19 protein-coding genes are annotated in these 18959 nt (G+C 69.8%); 8 read left to right on the top strand and 11 right to left on the bottom strand.

The window, feature by feature from the left end; genetic code table 11:
* Positions 1 to 86 precede the first annotated feature (86 nt).
* The 3 genes from D458_RS0125960 to D458_RS0125950 form a co-directional block, all read right to left on the bottom strand.
* Positions 87 to 1187, bottom strand: a complete 1101-nt coding sequence (locus D458_RS0125960) for a cytochrome P450 family protein (RefSeq protein WP_017589634.1) — start codon at positions 1185 to 1187, stop codon at positions 87 to 89.
* Positions 1169 to 2500 (bottom strand): cytochrome P450 family protein, encoded by a 1332-nt coding sequence (locus D458_RS0125955; RefSeq protein WP_017589633.1) that lies wholly within the window; start codon positions 2498 to 2500, stop codon positions 1169 to 1171. Before D458_RS0125955 ends, D458_RS0125960 begins: the two co-directional genes overlap by 19 nt.
* 153 nt (positions 2501 to 2653) lie before the next feature.
* Positions 2654 to 3316, bottom strand: a complete 663-nt coding sequence (locus D458_RS0125950) for a TetR/AcrR family transcriptional regulator (protein WP_017589632.1) — start codon at positions 3314 to 3316, stop codon at positions 2654 to 2656.
* A 98-nt stretch (positions 3317 to 3414) separates the two neighbouring features.
* Between D458_RS0125950 and D458_RS0125945 the strand changes: the two genes are divergently transcribed.
* Positions 3415 to 3894, top strand: coding sequence for a hemerythrin domain-containing protein (locus D458_RS0125945; RefSeq protein ID WP_017589631.1), 480 nt, complete (start codon positions 3415 to 3417; stop codon positions 3892 to 3894).
* A gap of 83 nt (positions 3895 to 3977) precedes the next feature.
* Here D458_RS0125945 and D458_RS0125940 read toward each other — a convergent pair whose 3' ends face one another.
* The 4 genes from D458_RS0125940 to D458_RS0125925 form a co-directional block, all read right to left on the bottom strand.
* A complete protein-coding gene (locus D458_RS0125940; protein ID WP_017589630.1) occupies positions 3978 to 4814 on the bottom strand; it encodes a class I SAM-dependent methyltransferase in 837 nt (278 codons plus the stop codon).
* 111 nt (positions 4815 to 4925) lie between these two features.
* A complete protein-coding gene (locus D458_RS0125935) occupies positions 4926 to 6272 on the bottom strand; it encodes a glycosyltransferase (RefSeq protein ID WP_017589629.1) in 1347 nt (448 codons plus the stop codon).
* 41 nt (positions 6273 to 6313) lie between these two features.
* Positions 6314 to 6472 carry a hypothetical protein gene (locus D458_RS37090; protein ID WP_017589628.1) on the bottom strand — a complete coding sequence of 53 codons (159 nt, stop codon included), beginning with the start codon at positions 6470 to 6472 and terminating at the stop codon, positions 6314 to 6316.
* A gap of 590 nt (positions 6473 to 7062) precedes the next feature.
* Positions 7063 to 7752 (bottom strand): TetR/AcrR family transcriptional regulator, encoded by a 690-nt coding sequence (locus tag D458_RS0125925; protein WP_051049793.1) that lies wholly within the window; start codon positions 7750 to 7752, stop codon positions 7063 to 7065.
* A 322-nt stretch (positions 7753 to 8074) separates the two neighbouring features.
* On the opposite strand from D458_RS0125925, the gene D458_RS0125920 reads away from it, so the two are divergent.
* From D458_RS0125920 to D458_RS0125910, 3 genes are all read left to right on the top strand, one after another.
* Positions 8075 to 9577: an MFS transporter gene (locus tag D458_RS0125920; RefSeq protein ID WP_017589626.1), complete on the top strand. Its 1503-nt coding sequence runs from the start codon at positions 8075 to 8077 to the stop codon at positions 9575 to 9577.
* Positions 9578 to 9637: 60 nt separating this feature from the next.
* Entirely contained in the window at positions 9638 to 11455 is a 1818-nt protein-coding gene (locus D458_RS0125915; protein WP_017589625.1) for a flavin-containing monooxygenase, read from the top strand.
* A 121-nt stretch (positions 11456 to 11576) separates the two neighbouring features.
* Positions 11577 to 12608: an SMP-30/gluconolactonase/LRE family protein gene (locus D458_RS0125910; protein ID WP_017589624.1), complete on the top strand. Its 1032-nt coding sequence runs from the start codon at positions 11577 to 11579 to the stop codon at positions 12606 to 12608.
* A gap of 46 nt (positions 12609 to 12654) precedes the next feature.
* Here the strand turns inward: D458_RS0125910 and D458_RS0125905 are convergent, their stop codons facing one another.
* On the bottom strand, positions 12655 to 13413 hold the full coding sequence (locus D458_RS0125905) for an ABC transporter permease (protein ID WP_017589623.1): 759 nt from the start codon (positions 13411 to 13413) through the stop codon (positions 12655 to 12657).
* Positions 13414 to 13716: 303 nt separating this feature from the next.
* On the opposite strand from D458_RS0125905, the gene D458_RS36560 reads away from it, so the two are divergent.
* Together D458_RS36560 and D458_RS36555 are read left to right on the top strand one after the other, a co-directional pair.
* The gene (locus D458_RS36560) at positions 13717 to 14328 is read left to right on the top strand and encodes a hypothetical protein (RefSeq protein WP_152521249.1); all 612 of its coding nucleotides are present in this window, start codon (positions 13717 to 13719) and stop codon (positions 14326 to 14328) included.
* A gap of 205 nt (positions 14329 to 14533) precedes the next feature.
* On the top strand, positions 14534 to 15109 hold the full coding sequence (locus tag D458_RS36555) for a hypothetical protein (protein WP_152521248.1): 576 nt from the start codon (positions 14534 to 14536) through the stop codon (positions 15107 to 15109).
* A gap of 317 nt (positions 15110 to 15426) precedes the next feature.
* Here the strand turns inward: D458_RS36555 and D458_RS0125900 are convergent, their stop codons facing one another.
* Positions 15427 to 15966 carry a M23 family metallopeptidase gene (locus tag D458_RS0125900; RefSeq protein ID WP_017589622.1) on the bottom strand — a complete coding sequence of 180 codons (540 nt, stop codon included), beginning with the start codon at positions 15964 to 15966 and terminating at the stop codon, positions 15427 to 15429.
* Between the two features lie 572 nt (positions 15967 to 16538).
* Here D458_RS0125900 and D458_RS0125895 point away from each other — a divergent pair.
* A complete protein-coding gene (locus tag D458_RS0125895) occupies positions 16539 to 17540 on the top strand; it encodes a DUF389 domain-containing protein (protein WP_017589621.1) in 1002 nt (333 codons plus the stop codon).
* A gap of 46 nt (positions 17541 to 17586) precedes the next feature.
* On the opposite strand, the gene D458_RS34290 is transcribed toward D458_RS0125895, so the two are convergent.
* Complete coding sequence (locus D458_RS34290; RefSeq protein WP_017589620.1) at positions 17587 to 17874, bottom strand: LapA family protein; 288 nt, start codon at positions 17872 to 17874, stop codon at positions 17587 to 17589.
* 248 nt (positions 17875 to 18122) lie between these two features.
* Here D458_RS34290 and D458_RS37085 point away from each other — a divergent pair, with 248 nt between their 5' ends.
* Entirely contained in the window at positions 18123 to 18335 is a 213-nt protein-coding gene (locus D458_RS37085; RefSeq protein WP_169556910.1) for a hypothetical protein, read from the top strand.
* On the opposite strand, the gene D458_RS35815 is transcribed toward D458_RS37085, so the two are convergent.
* The gene (locus D458_RS35815; protein WP_239648074.1) at positions 18266 to 18925 is read right to left on the bottom strand and encodes a zinc ribbon domain-containing protein; all 660 of its coding nucleotides are present in this window, start codon (positions 18923 to 18925) and stop codon (positions 18266 to 18268) included. The genes D458_RS37085 and D458_RS35815 overlap by 70 nt on opposite strands.
* Positions 18926 to 18959: the final 34 nt, after the last annotated feature.

Here is an 18959-nt window from a genome sequence, read left to right as displayed (position 1 = left end):
TAGAGCCTGGCAGGGGTCAGGAAGGGAGGAGCCCCGCGCACAGGGGTACGCGGGGCTCCGAGGACGCGGCCGGGCCGGGAAACGGATCAGCCCAGGACGACGGGGAGGCGGGCGGCGCCTCGGGCGACGATGGAGGGGGCCTCGGGGACCTCCTCGCCCTCGGCGAGGCGGATGTCGGGGTACCGGGAGAACAGGGCTTCCAGGGCCGTGGTCCCCTCCAGGCGGGCCAGCCCTGCGCCCAGGCAGAAGTGCGGGCCGTGGGAGAAGGCCAGGTGCCCCTTCTGCTCCCGCTTCAGGTCGAAGACGTGGGCGTCCTCGCCGTGCTGCGCGGAGTCGCGGCCGGCGGCGCCGAAGCCCATGAGCAGGGCCTCGCCCTTGGGCACGTGCACACCGCCCAGGGTGACGTCCTCGGCGGTGTAGCGCAGCGGCAGGTACTGGATGCTGGCGTCCCAGCGCAGGGTCTCCTCCACGACGTCGGCCCAGGACGCCTCACCGCTGCGGACCAGGGCGAGCTGGTCCGGGTGGGTGAGCAGGGCGTGCACCGCGTTGGCGATGAGGTTCATCGTGGTCTCGTAGCCCGCGCCGATCATGAGGATGAGGGTCCACACGAGCTCGGTCTGGGAGAGCTTCTCGTCGCCCTCGGCCCGCGCCTCCAACAGGGCGCTGGTGAGGTCGTCGCCGGGGTGCTCCGCCTTCTCCTCGGCCAGCTGGGCGAGCAGGGCCAGCATGTCCGCGTTGGTCTGCGCCGCCACCTCCGGGGGAGTGGTCGTGTCGAAGACCCGGTGCATCAGCGTGTGCAGGGTGTCCCGGTGCTCGGCACCGACCCCGAACAGCTCGGAGATCACCGTCATGGGCAGGGGCAGCGCCAGCGCGGCCTTCAGGTCGACCGGGCCGGGGCCCTCGGCCCCGGCGGCGTCCAGGAGCTCCTTGGTGATCTCCTCGACCCGCGGCCGGAGCGTCTCCACCCGGCGGGGGGTGAACGCCTGGGACACCAGGGTGCGCAGGCGCCGGTGCCGGTCCCCGTCCGCGGTGAGCATGTTGTCCGGGGCGACCCACGAGATGAGCGGCCAGTCCATCGGGATCTCGCCCTGGGCCCAGGGGCGCCAGTGGCGGGCCTCCTTGCGCACCTGGGGGTGGGCCAGCGCCTCCAGGATCACGTCGTGCCCGGTCAGCGCCCGAACAACCACGCCACCAGGGATCTCAACTTCGACGACGGGGCCTCTGCCTCGGAGCTCGGCTGTCTGCCGGTGGAGGTCGTAGGGGTGGAGGACGGGGATGTCTGCTGCCATGGAGGTGTGGTGCCTTTCGGGGGATCGGGGGTGAACGTGACGGGGAGAGCGGCCAGTGCCAGGGCGAACGGGGCGGGACGCCGCTGGGCGGCGCCCTCCGCCGTCCGCAGATCCGGCAGTCGTTTGGTCAGGGCGTCGACCCCGACCTGGGCGATGGCGTAGGCGAACCCCTGGGCCGGGCAGCGGTGCGGTCCGACCCCGAAGGCGAGGTGGGCCCGGTTTCCCTGCTCGATGTCCGGGCCGCCCCCGGACATCGCCGCGTGCGCGGCCGCGTACCCGAGCAGGATCGGCTCACCCGCCCTGATCACGGTTCCCGTGCTGACCCGCACGTCCTTCACCGGGTAGAGGACGGGGTAGTTGTTGACGGGAGGGTCGCGCCAGAGCACCTGGTCGATCGCCTCGCCGATCCCCACCCGGGCGCCTCGGAACGCCTGCCTGACGTCGTCGTCCGCCAGGAGGGTGTGCACGGTTCCGGAGACGAGGTTGGCGGTGGGTTCGGCCCCGGCTCCGATCGTCACGACGAGCTGGGCCAGCAGCTCCTCGTCGCTGAGACCGGCCCGGTGCTCGAGCATCCACGAGGTGATGTCGTCCCCGGGGGAGGCGTGCTTGGCGGAGATCGCGTCGGACAGGGCCCGCTCGTACTCGCCGTTCGCCTTGATCACGTCGATGCCGTCCCACAGGTCGCCGAGGGAGTTCAGGACGCGCTCGCCGACGTCACGGGAGAAACCGAAGACGTCGCACAGCACCAGCAGCGGCAGCAGGCGCGCGTACTCGGAGACGAGTTCGGCGTGGCCCCGCTGGCAGAAGGCGTCGATGAGGATGTCGGCGTGCCGGCGGGTGATGTCCCCGATCCGGCTCTCGGGGACGCGGCCCAGGGAGTCGACGACGACCCGCTTGAGGCGGGCGTGCTCGTCGCCGTCCGCGTAGAGGAGGTTGGGCCGGTGCATCATCATCGCCACGACCGGGGCGTCGTCGGGGATGCGGCCCTCGCGCCAGTCCAGCCACAGGCGTGAGTCGCGGCGGAAGGTGCGGGGGTCCCGGCACCACGCGGTGATCAGCGAGTAGTCGGCGACGACCCAGGCCTTGATCCCGGGGAAGATCTCGGCGGGGAAGACGGGGCCGTGCTCCTCGACCATGCGCTGGTTGACCGCGTGCGGGTCGGCATGGAATTCGGCGGAGTGGAGTTCGGCGTGCGGGCAGCGGGGGGCCAAGGCGCTCCTGTCATGGGACGGTACAAGGCGCTCAGTCTATTGTCCCAATACGGACTTCTGACACCTCGGGGCACACTCGAAACTCCTGCCACGAAAGGATTCCCGCCTCCGCTGCCTGTTCGCGGGTACTCTCCGCCGAGCCCTCCGGTTGCCTCAAACGGGGTGCGGCGGGGTCAGGGCGACCGCGCCGGGAAGGGCGTCGAAGGCGGAGACCAGCTCTTTGACCAGGGTCTCGCTGTCCCCCGTCCGTTCCGCGGCCCGGTTGGCCCGGATCCAGTTCTTGCTCCCGTAACGCACGGCGGAGAGCGTCATGTCCGAGGCCAGGCGCAGCCGGACGTCCTGGCGGCTGTCGGTTCCGAACGCCTCCTCGAGGGCGGTGACGATCTGCTCCCGCAGGCGGTCGGTGGAATCGGTGTGCTGGTCGCGCAACGCGGGCGTCCGCGCCGCCAGCCCCCGTGTGGCGAGGTAGCGCTCGGCCCAGTCCTCGGGCATCTCCCTGACCGACCGCACGTAGCGGTCCCGCAGCTGGGCCAGGACCGGGGTGCCCGGGACGAACCCGGTCAGCCGCCCGGCGTAGTCCCCCCACAGCTCCCCCTCCGCGGCCATCGCCACATCGGCTTTGGAGGCGTAGTAGCGGAAGAAGGTGCGCACCGACACCTGCGCCTGTTCGGTCAGCTGGTCCAGGGTGACGTGCTCGTAGCCGTGCCGGAGGAAGAGCTGGAGAGCGGTGTCCGCCAGGGCGCGGCGCGTCCTGAGCTTCTTGCGTTCGCGCAGGGGCAGGTCTTCCCCGGCCGGTTCGCCGGATCGCGTGGTCATCGGGCCAGGGTAGCGAGCCCGGGGCGGAAAACCCCTTGTCTCCACCCGGCCGCCGTGAAAAAGTGCCAGTGACTGGCATTTTATGAAGAGGTGTTGCCATGGCGAACGAATCGGACGCGAACGAGGGACAGCGCATCGAGGCGCTGGGAGCTCAGCTGGTCAAGATCCACGACCTCCTGCGCGGCCAGCTGGCCGAACTGAGAACGGCCCTGGACACTCCCGGGGAAGCGGCGGGCGGGGGCAGGCCCCTCGGCCTGGACGAGCAGATCCGCAAGCAGTGCCTGTCGTTCTGCGAGTTCCTGCACGGACACCACACGGCGGAGGACGCACACATGTTCCCGGGGCTGGCCACCAGCCATCCCGAGCTCGCTCCCGTGCTGGAGCGGTTGACCCGCGAGCACAGCGTGATCAGCCGGGCCCTGGACCGCATCCAGGAACTGGCCTCGGGCCAGGACACCGGAACGAGGGCGGTCCGCGACGAGGTGGAGCGGCTCGCCGAGGAGGTCGAGGCCCACCTCGACTACGAGGAGGCCCAGATCGTGGAGGCCCTCGACTCCTACGGCCCCGTGACGCTCTGACCGGAGGGCGTGCCGCCACGGCCTGTGGCGGCACGCACGACGGCCCCGTCCACGCGGGAGAGCACCCGTGCGGGCCAGGGGCGTCAGGGACGCCAGATGACGGCCTCGATCCGCCCGGTCCGTTCGGCGAAGCGGCCGCCGGGCGCCGCCTCCCACAGCAGGTGGCGCAGGTCGGACTCGAAGGCACCGAGCCGTTCGGCGAACAGGTGCGGGGCGGAACCGGACAGGGAGAACACGGCCGAGACGATCTCGTCCACGCCGCGCTCCGCGACACGCCCCTCGTCGACGACGAAGCGTTCGGGACCGGTGAACCCGGCCCGGCGCATGACGGCCTCCTCGCCCGAGCGGGTCCCGTGGGGCAGGTGTCCCCGCCCCGCCCGCCGCACCGGTCCCAGGTAGCGGGTGACCAGGTCCTCGATCCGCTCCCACGGCGGCGTCGGATCCGGCAGCGGGGTCGGGGACGGCACGCCCCGGTGTGTGACGCCGCCGACGTGCACCCAGGCCCCGCCCGGTTCGATCATTCCGCGGACCCGGTGCGCGACCAGGGGTCGGTCCATCCAGTGGAACGACTGCGCGAACACCACGGCCCGGAAGGGCCCCGAGTCGGCCGGGAGCTCCTCGGCGCGCAGCTGCCGCCATCGGATGTTGTCGATCCCCGCCGCTTCGGCACGGCGGCGTGCCTCGGCGATCATTCCGGGGTCGGGGTCGACCCCCGTCACCTGGCCGAACAGCGGGGCCAGTGGCAGGGTCAGGGACCCGGGGCCGCAGCCCGCGTCCAGGAGCCGCCCGCTGCCGTCCAGGCCCAGAGCGTCACGGACGGCGTCGACCAGCCCGGCCGGGTAGGGCATCCGGCCGACCCCGTAGTGTCCGGCGCTCCCGGAGAACAGCGTCTCGTCCCACTCCCACTCCGCGGCGTCCATGTCCAGGATGCTAGCGCGGGGCCGCCCCGGGGGCGGAGGACACGGAAGAGGGCCGTACCCGCCGGGTACGGCCCTCGACCCCACTTCCCTGCCCGCTGTTCCTCCGGTCCTTCAGGAGGACAGGCCGACCTCGACCTTGTCCCGGGTCCCCCACTGGGCGATGCGCCCGCAGGTGAACATCGAGTAGATGTAGAGGGGTCTCAGGCAGAGGAGCCTCCACGCCGTGGCGACCGGGGAGAACAGGAACAGCACCAGTCTCTGTGCCACCGTCTCGTCCGAGCGCACGATCGTGAAGAGCCGCAGCGAGATCAGGTACGAGATGGCGGTTCCGATCACCAGGGCGGCGAGGGCGATCCCCCCGGCCTCCGACCGCAGACCCGGGTGCGCGAGGATCAGCAGCGGGATCGCGTACCCCAGGAACAGGTGGAGGTACTCGGCCACGGTGAGCCAGAAGACCACGCCGCGCACCGGCATGTAGCGGAACCACCACAGGTGTCGGACGGTCGTGCCGCGCATCCAGCGCATCTGCTGGCCGAAGTAGTGGCCCGCGCGTTCGGGGACCAGAGTGAACACCAGCGACGAGGGCTGGTGGACGGTGTCCCCTTCCAACAGCGCGTAGAACGTGAGCATGGAGTCGTCGTTCATCTGCATCGGACGCCCCAGGAAGGTCTCCCTCTCGTAGACCCCGGCGCGGTCCCGGATCAGGTGGGCCCGGTAGAAGGCCAGCGTCCCCGAGTTGATGGTGACCCTGCGCATGACCGACTGGGCGCTGCGCAGCCCCCGGGTGAACGGCAGGTACAGCAGGCCGGTCATCCGGGTCAGCAGGTTCGCGTCCCGGTTGAGCACGAGCACGTGCCCGGCGACGGAGCGCACCCTCGGATCCGCGAAGGGCGCGAGGCCCTCGCGGATCGCCTCCCGGTCCATGACCGAGTCGCTGTCCAGGGTGACGAAGATGTCGGCGTCGTCCTGGGCGAGGACGTGCATCTGGGCGAAGCGCTTGCCCCGGTTGGGCGTCCGGTCCCAGGTGGCCTCCACCCCTGCGGCGGCCGCCCGCTCCAGGAAGCGGTCCCGGATCTCGGCGTACTCCACCGCCTCGCCGGTGGCCGGGTCCGTGGAGCCGTCGTCCACGACCCGGACCCTGTCCACCCTGCGGCTCTGTTCGAGGGTCGACCGCAGGCACATCTCCAGGACGCGGGGGTCCTCGTTGTAGACCGGGATCTGCACCGTGACGAACAGGCGGTCGAGCTCGGCGCTCTGCTCGGCGGTGGCTCGGAAGGGGCGTTCGAGCCAGGCCAGGGGCACCCACCACAGAAGGGCGAAGCACGCCATCCACACCATGCTCAGGCTCGCCTCCGAGCCCAGGCCGTGGCGGATCATCATGACGAGGTGCAGAGCCCCCCACGAGAGGAACCCGCACAGGGCCAGCGCCGCCAGTGCCGCGAGCGCTCCCGGCCGCACGCATCGCGCCCGGGGCAGTTCATCGGGGTCCTGACCGCTCCTCACTCCGTCGGCCCCCGGTCCGCTCGGAACGAGAGCCTGATGAGGACCGCGCCGGCGAGCGTCAGCACCAGTCCGATGGCGATGACCCAGAGGTGTCCCGTCGCGAAACCGGTGATGGCCAGAGTGGCTCCCGAACCTGTCGCGGATCCATAGGGCATGTTCTTCCCTTCTCGATGGGGTGGGGCATGATCACCATGCCACCGGCCGTCATGAGCCCAAGGTCCCGAATGGAAAATGCTGTCTCAAGGATCGGGAAAGGAGTAGTTGGGTGATTCTTTTTGTGCCGCGTTTCCGAATTTTCGCTCGATGCGAATGAAGGTGGATTTTTCGGACCTTGTGGTGAGGGTGAACGGGGGAGTCCCCGGTGGATCCGCGGGCGTGCGCCGCGCGGGGTGCTGGTGCGCGGGGCGAGGGTCCGAGGTGCAGGCCGCGGGCGCGGCGGCGGCCGGACAGGCGAATTCCGGTGCTCCGGACGGGGCCCTCAGAACAGGGGTGGTGCACGAAGGCCGTGCCGGGAAGGTCGGGAGCATGAGGGGAAAGGCCGAATTCCGTCGAGGGGTGGAGGGGGCGCACAGAAGTGCCTGTGTTCGGTCTGCTCCCGGATTCCGGCTCCGTACCCCGGCCCTTCAGTCCGGCGGCCCCCGCCCCGGCTCCCCGTTCGCTCGCGGGAGCCACTGTTCGGCCCGCCGCCGCTCGTACCACCGGCCCCGGCGCCGGGCTCGGAACCAGCGCGCACCGGGGAGGATTTTCAGGCGTCCTGCGGCTGCGGGGCCTCCCACGGCGTCCACGGTCCCGGAGCGGTGACCGGGGCGGTCCAGAGGCCGGTGAGGGCGTCGACGAGCCCGCTGGCGGACCGCTGCCAGGACTCCCGGGGAGCCTGCCCGTCCTCCGCGAGGGCCCGTTCCCGTTCGGCGACCATGTGCACCATGAGGTGGCGGGCCATGTCCTGGCGTTCCCGGCGGACCTCGGGCGGCAGGTCCGGCAGGCACCGGCGCAGCTCCTCGCCCGACCTGACCAGGGAGGGCGAGTTGAGGGCCTCCCCGGACACGGCCTCCCGGAACTCGGGGTCGGCCAGCACCTGGGCGCTGAACCGTCCGTACCAGCTGGGGACCCCCAGCTGGGCGAGGTGGTGCGCGAAGGGTTCGACCATGCAGGCGAGCCAGTCCCGGACCTGGTCGGAGCCGTCCGCCGCCAGGACCATCCGCTGGCGCACGGACTCGATCTGCTCGGTGTGCCGGCGCACGATCGCGCGCACCAGGCCGGCCTTGGAGCCGAAGTGGTACGTCACAGCGGTGTTGTTGCCCTGCCCCGCCTCCTGGCCGATCTGGCGGTTGGAGACCCCCGCCACCCCGTGCTCGGCGATCAGTCGCTCCGCGGCCGACAGGATCGTCTCCCGGGTCGCCGCGACCCGGGCTGACCGTGTCGTCCTCTCGCTCATGGGCACCACGTTACTGGGGTTGACCTGTGCCTCCGGCACACCGTGTGACCGTTCATCCGATCCCCACCCCTTTCGGGACCCTCGCGTCGAGGGCACTCCGTCATCTGTCCTATCGTAAGTCATGCGCCTGACTTAAAAGTTGGGGCTCCACACGTGACGAGACGGGGGACTCCGAACGATGAACCGCGCCCGTAACCGAACTTCCGCAGCGGAACCGCCTCTCGCGGGGAGACCTCCGCGCCCAGGGGAGTCGGCGCTCACCGGGAAGCCACCCGCCCCAGGGGGTCCGCCACCGGCAGGGGGTCCGGCGCTCCGGCCGAACGTGATCGTCGCGGTCCTGGCTTTCAGCGGCATCGTCGTCTCACTGATGCAGACCCTGGTGATCCCGCTCGTGCCGGTGCTTCCCGGCCTGTTGGGCGCCACACCCGGCGACACCGCCTGGGCGATCACCGCGACCCTGCTCGCCGCCGCGGTCGCCACCCCCACCGTCGGCCGGCTCGGCGACATGTACGGCAAGCGCCGCATGCTGCTGTTCAGCCTCGCCGTGCTCGTGGTGGGCTCTGTGTTCTGCGCACTGGCGAACAGCCTGCTGCCGATGATCGTCGGCCGTGCCCTCCAGGGCCTGGCGGCCGGCGTGATCCCGCTGGGGATCAGCATCATGCGCGACGAACTGCCCGCCGAACGGCTTCCCGGGGCGACCGCGCTGATGAGCGCCTCCCTGGGCGTGGGCGGCGCGCTCGGCCTGCCCCTCGCCGCACTGGTCGCTCAGGAGGCCGACTGGCACGTGCTGTTCTGGGCCGCCGCGGCCCTGGCCGCCACCTGTGCGGTCCTGGTGCGCAGCCTCGTGCCGGACTCCGGGGTCCGCTCCGGCGGCCGGTTCGACCTCCCGGGCTCGGTCGGCCTGTCGATCGCCCTGCTCCTGCTGCTGCTGGCCGTCTCCAAGGGCTCCGAATGGGGGTGGAGCGGCGGCCTCCCCGGCGGGATGATCGCCGCGGCGGCGGTGGTGCTCCTGGTGTGGGGCTGGTGGGAACTGCGTGCCCCGCACCCCCTGGTGGACCTGCGCGTCAGCGCCCGGCCCCAGGTCCTGCTCACCAACTCCGCGTCCCTGGTCTTCGGCTTCTCCATGTTCGCCATGTCCCTGGTGGTCCCGCAGCTGATCCAGCTCCCCGAGGCCACCGGGCACGGGTTCGGGCAGACCGTCCTCGTGGCCGGTCTGGTCATGGCGCCCAACGGGCTGGTGATGATGGCGATGTCGCCGGTCTCGGCGCGCATGACCCGCACCCTGGGCCCCAAGACCACCCTGATGACCGGGGCCCTGCTGGTGGCGCTCGGCTACGGCCTGAGCCTGCTGCTCATGTCCGCGGTCTGGCAGCTCATGATCGCCTCCACCGTCATCGGTGCGGGGGTCGGCCTGGCCTACGGGGCCATGCCCGCCCTGGTCATGGCGGCCGTCCCCAGGTCGGAGACCGCGGCGGCCAACAGCCTCAACACCCTGATGCGCTCCGTGGGGACCTCCGTGGCCAGCGCCGTCACCGGCGTGGTGCTGGCCGGCATGACCGTGTCCCTGGGCGGCGAGAACCTCCCGTCCCTGAGTGCCTTCCGGCTGGTCCTGGCGGTCGGGGCGGTCTCCGCGCTCGGTGCCTTCGCCATCGCGGCCTTCCTGCCCAAACACCGGGCCGCCCCCGAGGAGGCCGGTTCCGAGAAACCCGCCCTTGAGGAGCCCGGTTCCGACGAGCACGGCCCCCGCGGGACCCGCTCCGAAAAGCTCGCCCCCGTGCCGGAGGGCACCCCGACCAAGGAGGGCGCGACCGCACCCGACAACTGAGGGCGCAGACTCCTGGCCCGCCCGTCTCCCGACCCTTCCGAGAACCACTGAGGACCACAGATGACCAACGCGCCCAGCGCACCCGCAGGCATCGACGACCACCTCGACGAGACCGACCTCGAAGCACTACGCGCCAAGTACGCGAAGGAGCGCGACCGCCGCATCCGGCCCGACGGTGCGACCCAGTACCGTTCGGCCGCCGGAGAGTTCGGCTACTACGCCAAGGATCCCTACACCCCGCGGGTGGAGCGCGAACCGCTGACGGACACCGTCGAGGCGCTCGTGATCGGCGGCGGTTTCGGCGGCCTCACCACCGCCGCGCGGCTCCGGCAGGCGGGCCTCCGGTCGATCCGCGTGACCGACGAGGCCGGTGACTTCGGCGGCACCTGGTACTGGAACCGCTACCCGGGCATCCACTGCGACATCGAGTCGTACTCCTACATGCCGCTCCTGGAGGAGGTCGGCTCCGTCCCGCAGTGGCGCTACGCCCCCGGTGAGGAGATCCGCCGGCACGCCGTGGCGATCGCCGAGACCTTCGACCTGTACCGGGACGCCCTCTTCCACACCCGTGTCACCGCTCTGGACTGGGACGACGAGACGGACGAGTGGGTGGTCGAGACCGACCGCGGCGACCGGATGCGCGCCCGGTTCGTCATCACCTCCTCGGGCACGCTCACCCAGCCCAAACTCCCGGGCATCCCGGGGATCGAGACCTTCCAGGGGCACACCTTCCACACCAGCCGGTGGGACTACGGCTACACCGGCGGCGACCAGAACGGCGGCCTCACCGGCCTGGCCGACAAGAGGGTCGCCGTCGTCGGCACCGGCGCCACAGGGGTCCAGGTCATCCCGCACGTCGGACGCGACGCCGAGCAGCTGTACGTGTTCCAGCGGACCCCCTCCTCGGTGGACGTGCGCGACAACCGGCCCACCGACCCGGAGTGGGCGGCCTCCCTGGAACCCGGCTGGCAGCGCGAGCGCATGGAGAACTTCCTCCGCATCGTCTCCGGCGAACCGGTCGGGACCGACCTGATCCAGGACGGCTGGACGTCCACAGCCCGGCTCCAGCGCAAGATGATCACCGGTGCGCTCGACGAGAGCGTGTCCCCGCAGGAACGCGAACGGGCCGACGAGCTCGCCGACGCCCGGAAGATGAACCGGATCCGGGCGCGCGTCGACGAGGTCGTCACCGACCCGGCCACCGCCGAGGCGCTCAAGCCCTGGTACCGCTACATGTGCAAGCGGCCCTGCTTCAGCGACCACTACCTCCAGACCTTCAACCGGCCCGACGTCACCCTCGTTGACACCGCGGACCACGGCGGCATCACCCGGATGACCGAGAACTCGATCATCGTGGGCGAGGCCGAGTACGAGGTGGACTGCGTCATCTTCGCCACCGGGTTCGAGGTGGGCGTCTCCGGCGTGCTCTCCGGCACGCTGCCGGTGCGCGGCCGCGGCGGCCGGAGCCTGCTCGAGTCCTGGGGCCACGGGCCGAGCACGCTGCACGGCTTCTACAGCAACGGGTTCCCGAACCTCTTCCACCTGGGCCCGCTGCAGAACGCCAACTCGGTGAACTTCGCGCACATCCTCCTGGAGCAGGCCGAGCACATCGCCGCCGTCATCGCGGAGGGGATCAAGTCCGGCGCCCGCGCGATCGAACCCACCCAGGAAGCGGCCGACGAGTGGGCCCGGACCCTCCGGGAGACCGCGCGCGACAACTCCGCGTTCCAGTCCGAGTGCACTCCCGGCTACTACAACCGCGAAGGAGCCGGCACCCCGGGCGGCTCCTCGTACAGCCCCGGCCCTGTGGCCTTCCACCGGCTGCTCGCGGAGTGGCGGAAGCACCGCATGGACGAGGTCCTGGTCCCCAAGCCGTAGACCCGCGGGCCCACGGCGCCCCCGGATCTCACGGTCCTCCCCGGAACCACCGACCACGGAACCCGCCCGTAGCAGCCGTCCCGGGCGGGTTCCGTTCCCTCACCACCGAAACGGAAGCAGCATGGCACCGAACCGACGCGCCGCCCGCCGCACAGCGATCACCCGCCTGCTCCCGGCACTCGCCCTGACCAGCGCCGTCGCGGGGTGCTCCACCGCTGTCGGCGAACACGACGAGCAGGAGACGGAACGCACGGCCGAACTCCTGGTCCAGGTGACCTCCGTCCACGAGGAGACGGGGATGACCCTGCTCGAAGGGCCCGCCTTCGCCGCGGACGGCACCCTCCTCCTCGTCGACGTCACCGCTCCGCCCGGAGAGCCCAAGGTCCTGCGCGTGGACACCGGCACCCAGGAGGTGACCCCGGTCTTCACCAACGAGACCAGCGCGTACACCTCCGCCCAGTTCAGCCCCCACGACGACCGCCTGTACCTCACGGACATCGCCGGCGGCCGGATCGACAGCATCACCTCCGAGGGCGAGGACCCCACCACGTTCTTCTCCGGTGAGGTCGACGGGAAGCCGATGCTCCCGGACGACCTGGCCTTCGACGAGGACGGGAACATGTACGTCAGCGACACCACGGGCTTCTCGGACCCGTACTGGGAGCCCCAGGGCCGGGTGGTCAGGATCGACCGCGAGACAGCGGAGGCGACCGTCCTCGCCGACGAGCTCCCCGCGCCGAACGGCATCTCGTTCAACGAGGACTTCTCCGCTCTGTGGGTCAGCCAGTACGCGGCCAACCGCGTCGACCACCTCACCCTCGACGAGGACCGGACCGAGGTGGAGACCGCGCACCCCGCCCTCCACTTCGACGGCGGCGAGAGCCAGATCGACTCCAACGCCGTCGACGCCGAGGGCAACGTCTACCAGGCCGTCCACGGGCAGCCGAGTATCTACGTGTACGGCCCGACCGGCCGGCACCTCACCACCGTCAGCGTCCCCGCCGACGCCGCCGGAGGGCTGGACTCGGCCACCAACATCGCCATCGAACCTGGGACCACCGACGCGTACATGACCGTCAGCGGTGAGGACGGCGGTTTCGTCTACCGGTTCGAAGCGCTCGGTGAGGGGATCCGCCAGTCCAACGGCGGGTGAACAGGGCGCCGGGCACGGCCTGCTCCCCTCGATCGCGGGAACGCGGTCAGGCGGGCGCGGTGTGCGGGATGGAGCCGCGGGCGACGAGTTCGAGGGTGAGCACGATCGCCACGCTCTCGACGAGCAACAGGGCGGCGAGAACGAACGCCTGGACCGCGCCCGCCTCGAAGGGGCCGGCGCCGCCGAGCAGCATTCCGACGAACGCCCCGGGCAGGGTCACCAGCCCGACCGTGCGCGTCTGGTCCAGGGCGGGGAGCAGAGCCGAGGAGGCGGCCGGTCGGCCGATCTCCAGAGCGGCCTCACGCGGAAGCATCCCCAGGGACAGCGCGGCATCGACCTCGCCGCCGCGCGTGCGAAGCTCCTCGGTCACCCGGCGCCCGGCCAGGACCGTGGCGGTCAGCGCCCCTCCGGTGAGGATCCCCGCCAGGGGGATGACCGCCAGCCCGGTCCACGGGGTGAGCCCGGTCGCCAGGAGCACCGCGACCAGCGGAACGACCGGGACGCAGATCGGCAGGAACGCCCACAGGCCGCGCCGACTCGGTGTGATGCGGCGCCCCGCCGTCCACGACGCCACGGCCAGCATCACGGCGACGAAGCACAGGGTGAGCGGCCCGGAGGAGACCACCGCCGCGATGACGAGCGAGACCGCGCCCAACTGGAGCGCCGCCCGCGCACCGGCGCGCAGGACGGCGAGGCCGTGGCCGAGCCGGGCCGCCACGCACACACCCGCCGCTGCCAGCACCGCCACCGCGATGGCGACCGCCAAGGCGGGGCCGACGTTCAGCAGATCGGAGGATCCGCCCAAGGTTGCCTCACTTCCGTGTCGCTCGCGTCCGTTCCGGGATCCCGCGGCGCCATCCGGCCGAAACGAGCCGGGGGGAGACCCTGGAAGAGTGCCTAGCCCGGGAGCCCGAGGAGGAAACGGTGTCCTCAACCACAACTGTTCCCCGGGGCGGCGGCATGGAAGCTGAGGCCCTTTCGCCGTCGATCATGCGAGAACGAAACCCCGGGAAGGCTTTCAGAGCGTAGTGGTGCAGGGGATTCCGAATACCGTTCTCGGCACTTCGGCAGGCAGTTCGGCCCTCGTGGATTCGCCCATGGGTGATGCGTGATCCTTCGTGCACCGGAAGAGACATCCGGCTGTACTGATCTGCTCGACCGGTTCTCCCAAGCGTTGCCCGCGAAGAACTGTTCGAACAGGCTCGGTGTCAACGTCATCGCTCCTGCGGATACGCTGCGGGTGGGAGGCCATGGCGCGCTCTTCATCGGTGCGGTAGCGCCGAGAAGAGCCTGGCACCTGATTCAAGGAGAACGTTCGGACCGGGAGGGCGACTTGAGGTCGGTGGAGAAAGTAGGTTTCTTTCAGGAACTTCCGCACGGTGATGCCCACGGGGAGAGACTGGAATCCCATGTGTCGCAAGGGGAAGAGGCGCTGAAGGAACGCGTCGCGTGGTACCTGGACCAAGGGACGGTCGTCGCGGCAGCCACTCAGGTGCTGTTCGACATGCTGTCCGAGGATCGCGCTGCGATCGGTTCCCTGGCGGTTCGCACCGATGGGATCTGGATGTGGCCCTCAGACCTTTCCTACTACGTCCGTGAGTACAACGTTCGGCTTCCTGGACGCTTTGTTCGCCATGCCGAATCCTCGGGTTGGTCGCCTGCGCTTCCCAGTGAGGAAAGATTGACTGAAATAGAAGGTTATTTTCTGATGCAACCTTAGGCTCCGAACGCGAAGGCGAAAAGGAGCGCAGGGCTGGTGGCGCCTGATCGCGTCCTGGGGCTTGGTGGTCCCTGTGTGATGTGGGTTTCAGTCTTGGGCGGGGAATGGCAAATAAGGTGCCCATTCTCACCTGTCGAGGAGTCGGCCCCAATCTGATCGCCGTCCTGGCCGGTCGGTATACAACAAAGGGTTTCGTGTGGATTGCGTGAAAAAAATCATGGAACTTGTCGGGGAGAGTTCGGTTCCGAATAAAAAACCGGTGTCGTGGGGAGGGGTGGAGAAATCGCTGGGTTTGTTCCTGCCCGAGGACTATAAATCATTGGTTTCGGAGTATTTTACTTTCAACCTCGGCCCGATTTCTCTGGTCTCGCCCCGACCCGGTACTCCAGGGGATCAAGGTCTCCTGGAGGCCACCCAGGAAAGCGAGGAAATATTTACAGACCTTTATGTTGAGAATCCTGCGGAGATTGCAGAACCACACAGGCAGGACGGCTCTCCGTTGGGGGGTCATTTCTATGTGTTCAACTTTTACCCGAAAGTCCCGGGGTTGTTGAAGTGGGGGAAAGATTACAATGGGAGCGACTTCTACTGGTATGTGAACGGTCCTCCGAGTGAGTGGACCATTGTTGCGCAAGCAAGAGAGGGTTGGTGGGATGAGCACAAGATGTCTGTGAGTGCATACTTGTACGGTCTTGTGTCAGGGGAAGTGGAGTGTGATGTCGTTGCTCAGTCCTTCGATTGTGATAAAAAATTTGTAGAGTGGCCGTGGCCAACAGATTGAGTAGACTTCATCCTGATTTTCGGAACTGAAGCACGGGTGCAGTTCGGTGATCTTCCACCTGCGGGCCGCTTGGTGTCGTGCGTTGCCCCGGTTGGTGATCAGGAGATCCACAGCGGTTCACCGTCCGGAGCCGTCAGGGCCGGGGGTGTTCATCCCGCCCCGTTGGTGCTTGCCCGAGGAGAACGGATGGATACCGGCGATGAGGTCCCGTCCGCGATTACAGAGGCCCATCCTCTGCGGAGTGCTCGGCGCGGCCCTCGCCCTGACCACTGGAGTGAGGGCCCGCCCCGCCCCTGGAGGAGCGGGGCGGACGGTTGTCAGCAGCCGGTGCTGCTGGTGATGGTGGTGTTTCCGTAGTAGCGGATCGCCACTCCGTTGAGCACGACCCGCACGGCCGAGCCGTTGACGCGCTGCTCGTAGTGCAGGTGCGGTCCGGTCGATCCGCCGGTGCTGCCAACGGTGCCGATCACGGTTCCGGTGGAGACGCTGTCACCGACCGACACCGACTGGGTCTGCAGGTGGGCGTACAGGGTGGTGATGCCGCTGCCGTGGTTGATGACGATGTAGCGGCCGTAGCTCTGGTTGCCCAGGTTGGCGACCGTGGTCACGGTGCCAGGGGCGCTGGAGCGCACCCTCTGCCCCAGGGCGGACGAACGCTGGAAGTCGACGGACAACTGCGGGTTGTGGTTGGTCCGGGTGTTGGCGTTCCAGACCTGACCGCAGTCGAAGGGCGTGCGCAGGTTGATGTTGGCGACGGACAGGTCGTCGGCCGAGGCGCCCGCGGGGGCGAGCACGCTCAGGAACAGGGCTGCGGCCACGGCGGCCGCGAGTCGGATGAGGGTTCGGGGGAAGTGCATACGGGTCCTTTCTCGCAGAGCGGGGGGTTGCGAGTCCCCACGGTGCGGTTACCCGTTGCGGGGGCGCGGATTCATCCCATATGTCGGTGAACTACGTCAGAGGAGGTCAAGGAGGAAAAATTTCTTCATCCTCCGCGCCGCCGCATTCCGGCCAGGCGACGGGTTCGGGGAGACCGGCTTTCTCACCGGGTTCCTACGGAGACCCGCAGACCCCGCCCCACCGGGACCACCGTGCCCGACACGGCTTCGATGAACACGAGCTGGTGCAGGGTGCTGTCTGCCCCCTCCAGTGTCCGCACCTGAACAGGAGCCATGGGCACCCGGGCGCACCCCCGAAAAACACAGTGCCCGGGTCGGTGCACCAATCACCGACCCGGGCCGGGCGACCCCCTGACGAGAGTCAGCGGGTCGACCACGCAGAACCCTACTGCTGGAACCCGAGTCCCCACACCGCTCTCCGCGGCCGGGGATCTCCACCTGCATCCCCGGGCGATTCCTCTCCCGATCGAACCTTCCCGCGCCCACGTCGTGTCTTCGGTGCTCAGCGGGGCTTTCATCGCGATACTCAGGCCATGCTCAGTGGAATCCTCGAACGTGTCCTCCCCGCCACGCAGCTGCGCTCCCTGAGCGAGCTGGCCCACGATCTCGACCTGTCGACGGGGGACAGCAGAGCCAAGAGATCGGCGTTCTGGACGATGCTGACCCTGTCGGCGCTCATCGCCGCCGGGGGAGTGCTGACCGACTCCACGGCCACGGTGATCGGCGCGATGATCATCGCGCCCCTGTCCACCCCGATCATGTGCATCGCCCTGAGCATTGTCCGGCAGCAGCCCACGGATGCCGTCCGGACAGTGACCTTCGGCTGCCTGCTGGTGATCGGTGTGGGTGTGCTGTTCTCGGTGATCGTCCCGAGCGGGTACGACCTGATGGGGAACAGCCAGGTCGCGGGGCGGACCTCCCCCGGTGTGCTGGACCTGGTCGCGGCTCTGGCCACAGGGGCGGCCGGGGCGGTGGGGCTGTCGAGGAAGGACGTCGCCGCGGTCCTGCCCGGCGTGGCCATCGCCATCTCGCTGGTGCCGCCGCTGGTGGTGGTGGGCGTGTGCCTCGGTCAGGGCGCGCTGTGGTTGTCGTTGGGCGCGCTGGTCCTGTTCCTGTCGAACCTGCTCGCACTGGTCTTCGCCGGCATGGTGGTGTTCGCCGCCTCCGGGCACGGCAAGCCCCGCAAGGAGCGGGACCGGCGTTCAGCGCGCAAGGCGCGTCTCAGCCTGGGCGTGCTGTTCGCCGTCGTGTTCGTGCCCCTGATCGCCAACACCGCCGCCACCGTCCTGCTGGCGGTGTGGGCCAACCGGGCCGAGGAGGCGGCCGACCGGTGGATCTCGGAGCAGCCGAACGCGTCGGTGACCGACGTGACCGTGGCCTCGCGGACGATCCACGTCGAGGTCAGGGTCCAGGAGTCCCCGCCCCCGGTGGACGTTCTCCTGGGAGACCTGCGCGGACGGATCCCCGACCAGTTCCGGGTGGTGGTGGAGACGACCGTGGGGGAGAGGGACCACGTCGGGCGGGTCGGCGGCTGAGCCCGCCTTCCGCTCCCCGAAGCCGGCCGCGGGGAGCGGAGAGCGGCTACTTCCTGGACGCCTTGCGCTTCCTGCGCTCGGACGGGCGCAGGAGCAGCCCGATGAGCACGCCGACGCCGACGGCGACGGTCAGGGTGGCCCACAGCGGCGCGGTCAGGGAGACGAAGAGGATCTGGATCTCGGTCCCGTCCCGGTTCTGGGCCACGAAGAGGACGGCCACGACGAGCAGGGCCAGCCCCACCCACACACGGGGCGGCACCGATCCCAGGGACATCCCCCTGTCGTCGGGGCCCGGGCTGTCCATCGCGTGGTCCGGTGGTGTGGGAGCGTTCATCGGATCGCCTCCTGCTCTCGCGGGACCGGGGTGTTCTCGGAGCGGTGCGCCGGTCGCGACTCGCGCACCTTCCCCCGCCCCTCCGCCACTCGCCCTCTGGGAGTGGTGGGTGAGGTATTCCCAGCTCTTGCTGTCCCCGAGGGCCGGAAACGGGAAAGTCTTCCCTCTGATTCGACAGGTGCTGCGGCCTGACCGCCTGCGGAGGCCCTCAGAGGGTGGCGGCTGTCCCGTCCCGGCTTTCCAGGGCGGTGCTGGTCGCGGTCGGGCTGGCCTGCTTCGGGCTCGGCATGGGCTGCGGTGAGGTCGCCATGAACGTCGAGGGCGCCGACGTGGACCGCCTGTTCCTGCGGTCGGTCATGCCCGCCATGCACGGCTTCTTCAGCGTCTCTGATCAGTTAAGTGAGCCGATGCGAACCGTAAGGTCTGGCGCGGGTTCTGCCCACCTGGGCGGGGTGGCGTGAGCGTGGAGATGGAATCCCGCGCCCAGCGCTGCTCCGCGTGGCCGATGTCGGCTGGTGGTGGGTGTGCTGATCGTGCTCACGCCCTGGTGCCGGTGGGCTGCGCGGGGCAGCCCTGGCCGGTCCGTTGGTGCGTGTCCCTCCGGACGCTTTCCGGCTGGGCTTTGGGGCCTGGCAGGGGAGGGAATCCCGCGTCGCCTGGGCGCGGGAGGGTGGGTTCGGGGCCGGGTGGGTCCGGTCTTGGACCGGTCTTTCCGGCTGGCTTTCGGGGCGGCCGTGCTGATGACTGCCTTGGCTTCGAGCTTGTCGATGACCGTGCGGATCACCATGGTGTTGCTGGTCTTGTCCACGACGGTCTTGGCCTGGTGGGTCAGGCCGCGTGCGGCGATGCGTCGCCAGGCTCCGTGGTCGCGGTCGCCCTGCCACCCGCAGCCGGTGTTCGGGCAGATGGCCCATTTCCAGCCTGGTGTGGTGGGCCTGTCGGGGGCTTTGCGGTGCCGCAGCCGGGTGAGGCAGTGCGGGCAGTGCTGGGAGGTGTTCTCAGCCGGGACGCTCACCACGGCGATACCGACCTCGGCGGCCAGGTGCCGCATCCGCTCAGCGATGCGCCCGCGCACGGTCTGGGAC

The organism is Nocardiopsis ganjiahuensis DSM 45031 (genome assembly GCF_000341085.1).
GTDB lineage: Bacteria > Actinomycetota > Actinomycetes > Streptosporangiales > Streptosporangiaceae > Nocardiopsis > Nocardiopsis ganjiahuensis.
Note: the sequence above shows the minus strand (reverse complement) of the source record. Positions and strands in the feature narration are given on the sequence as shown.

Coding starts and splice junctions, on each gene's coding strand:
- D458_RS0125940 (WP_017589630.1), bottom strand. CDS start 4,814: ATGGACGCCGCGGAGTGGGAGTGGGACGAGACGCTGTTCTCCGGGAGC.
- D458_RS35815 (WP_239648074.1), bottom strand. CDS start 18,925: ATGCGGCACCTGGCCGCCGAGGTCGGTATCGCCGTGGTGAGCGTCCCG.
- D458_RS0125950 (WP_017589632.1), bottom strand. CDS start 3,316: ATGACCACGCGATCCGGCGAACCGGCCGGGGAAGACCTGCCCCTGCGC.
- D458_RS37090 (WP_017589628.1), bottom strand. CDS start 6,472: ATGCCCTATGGATCCGCGACAGGTTCGGGAGCCACTCTGGCCATCACC.
- D458_RS0125895 (WP_017589621.1), top strand. CDS start 16,539: ATGCTCAGTGGAATCCTCGAACGTGTCCTCCCCGCCACGCAGCTGCGC.
- D458_RS0125900 (WP_017589622.1), bottom strand. CDS start 15,966: ATGCACTTCCCCCGAACCCTCATCCGACTCGCGGCCGCCGTGGCCGCA.
- D458_RS0125945 (WP_017589631.1), top strand. CDS start 3,415: ATGGCGAACGAATCGGACGCGAACGAGGGACAGCGCATCGAGGCGCTG.
- D458_RS0125925 (WP_051049793.1), bottom strand. CDS start 7,752: ATGAGCGAGAGGACGACACGGTCAGCCCGGGTCGCGGCGACCCGGGAG.
- D458_RS0125915 (WP_017589625.1), top strand. CDS start 9,638: ATGACCAACGCGCCCAGCGCACCCGCAGGCATCGACGACCACCTCGAC.
- D458_RS34290 (WP_017589620.1), bottom strand. CDS start 17,874: ATGAACGCTCCCACACCACCGGACCACGCGATGGACAGCCCGGGCCCC.
- D458_RS0125910 (WP_017589624.1), top strand. CDS start 11,577: ATGGCACCGAACCGACGCGCCGCCCGCCGCACAGCGATCACCCGCCTG.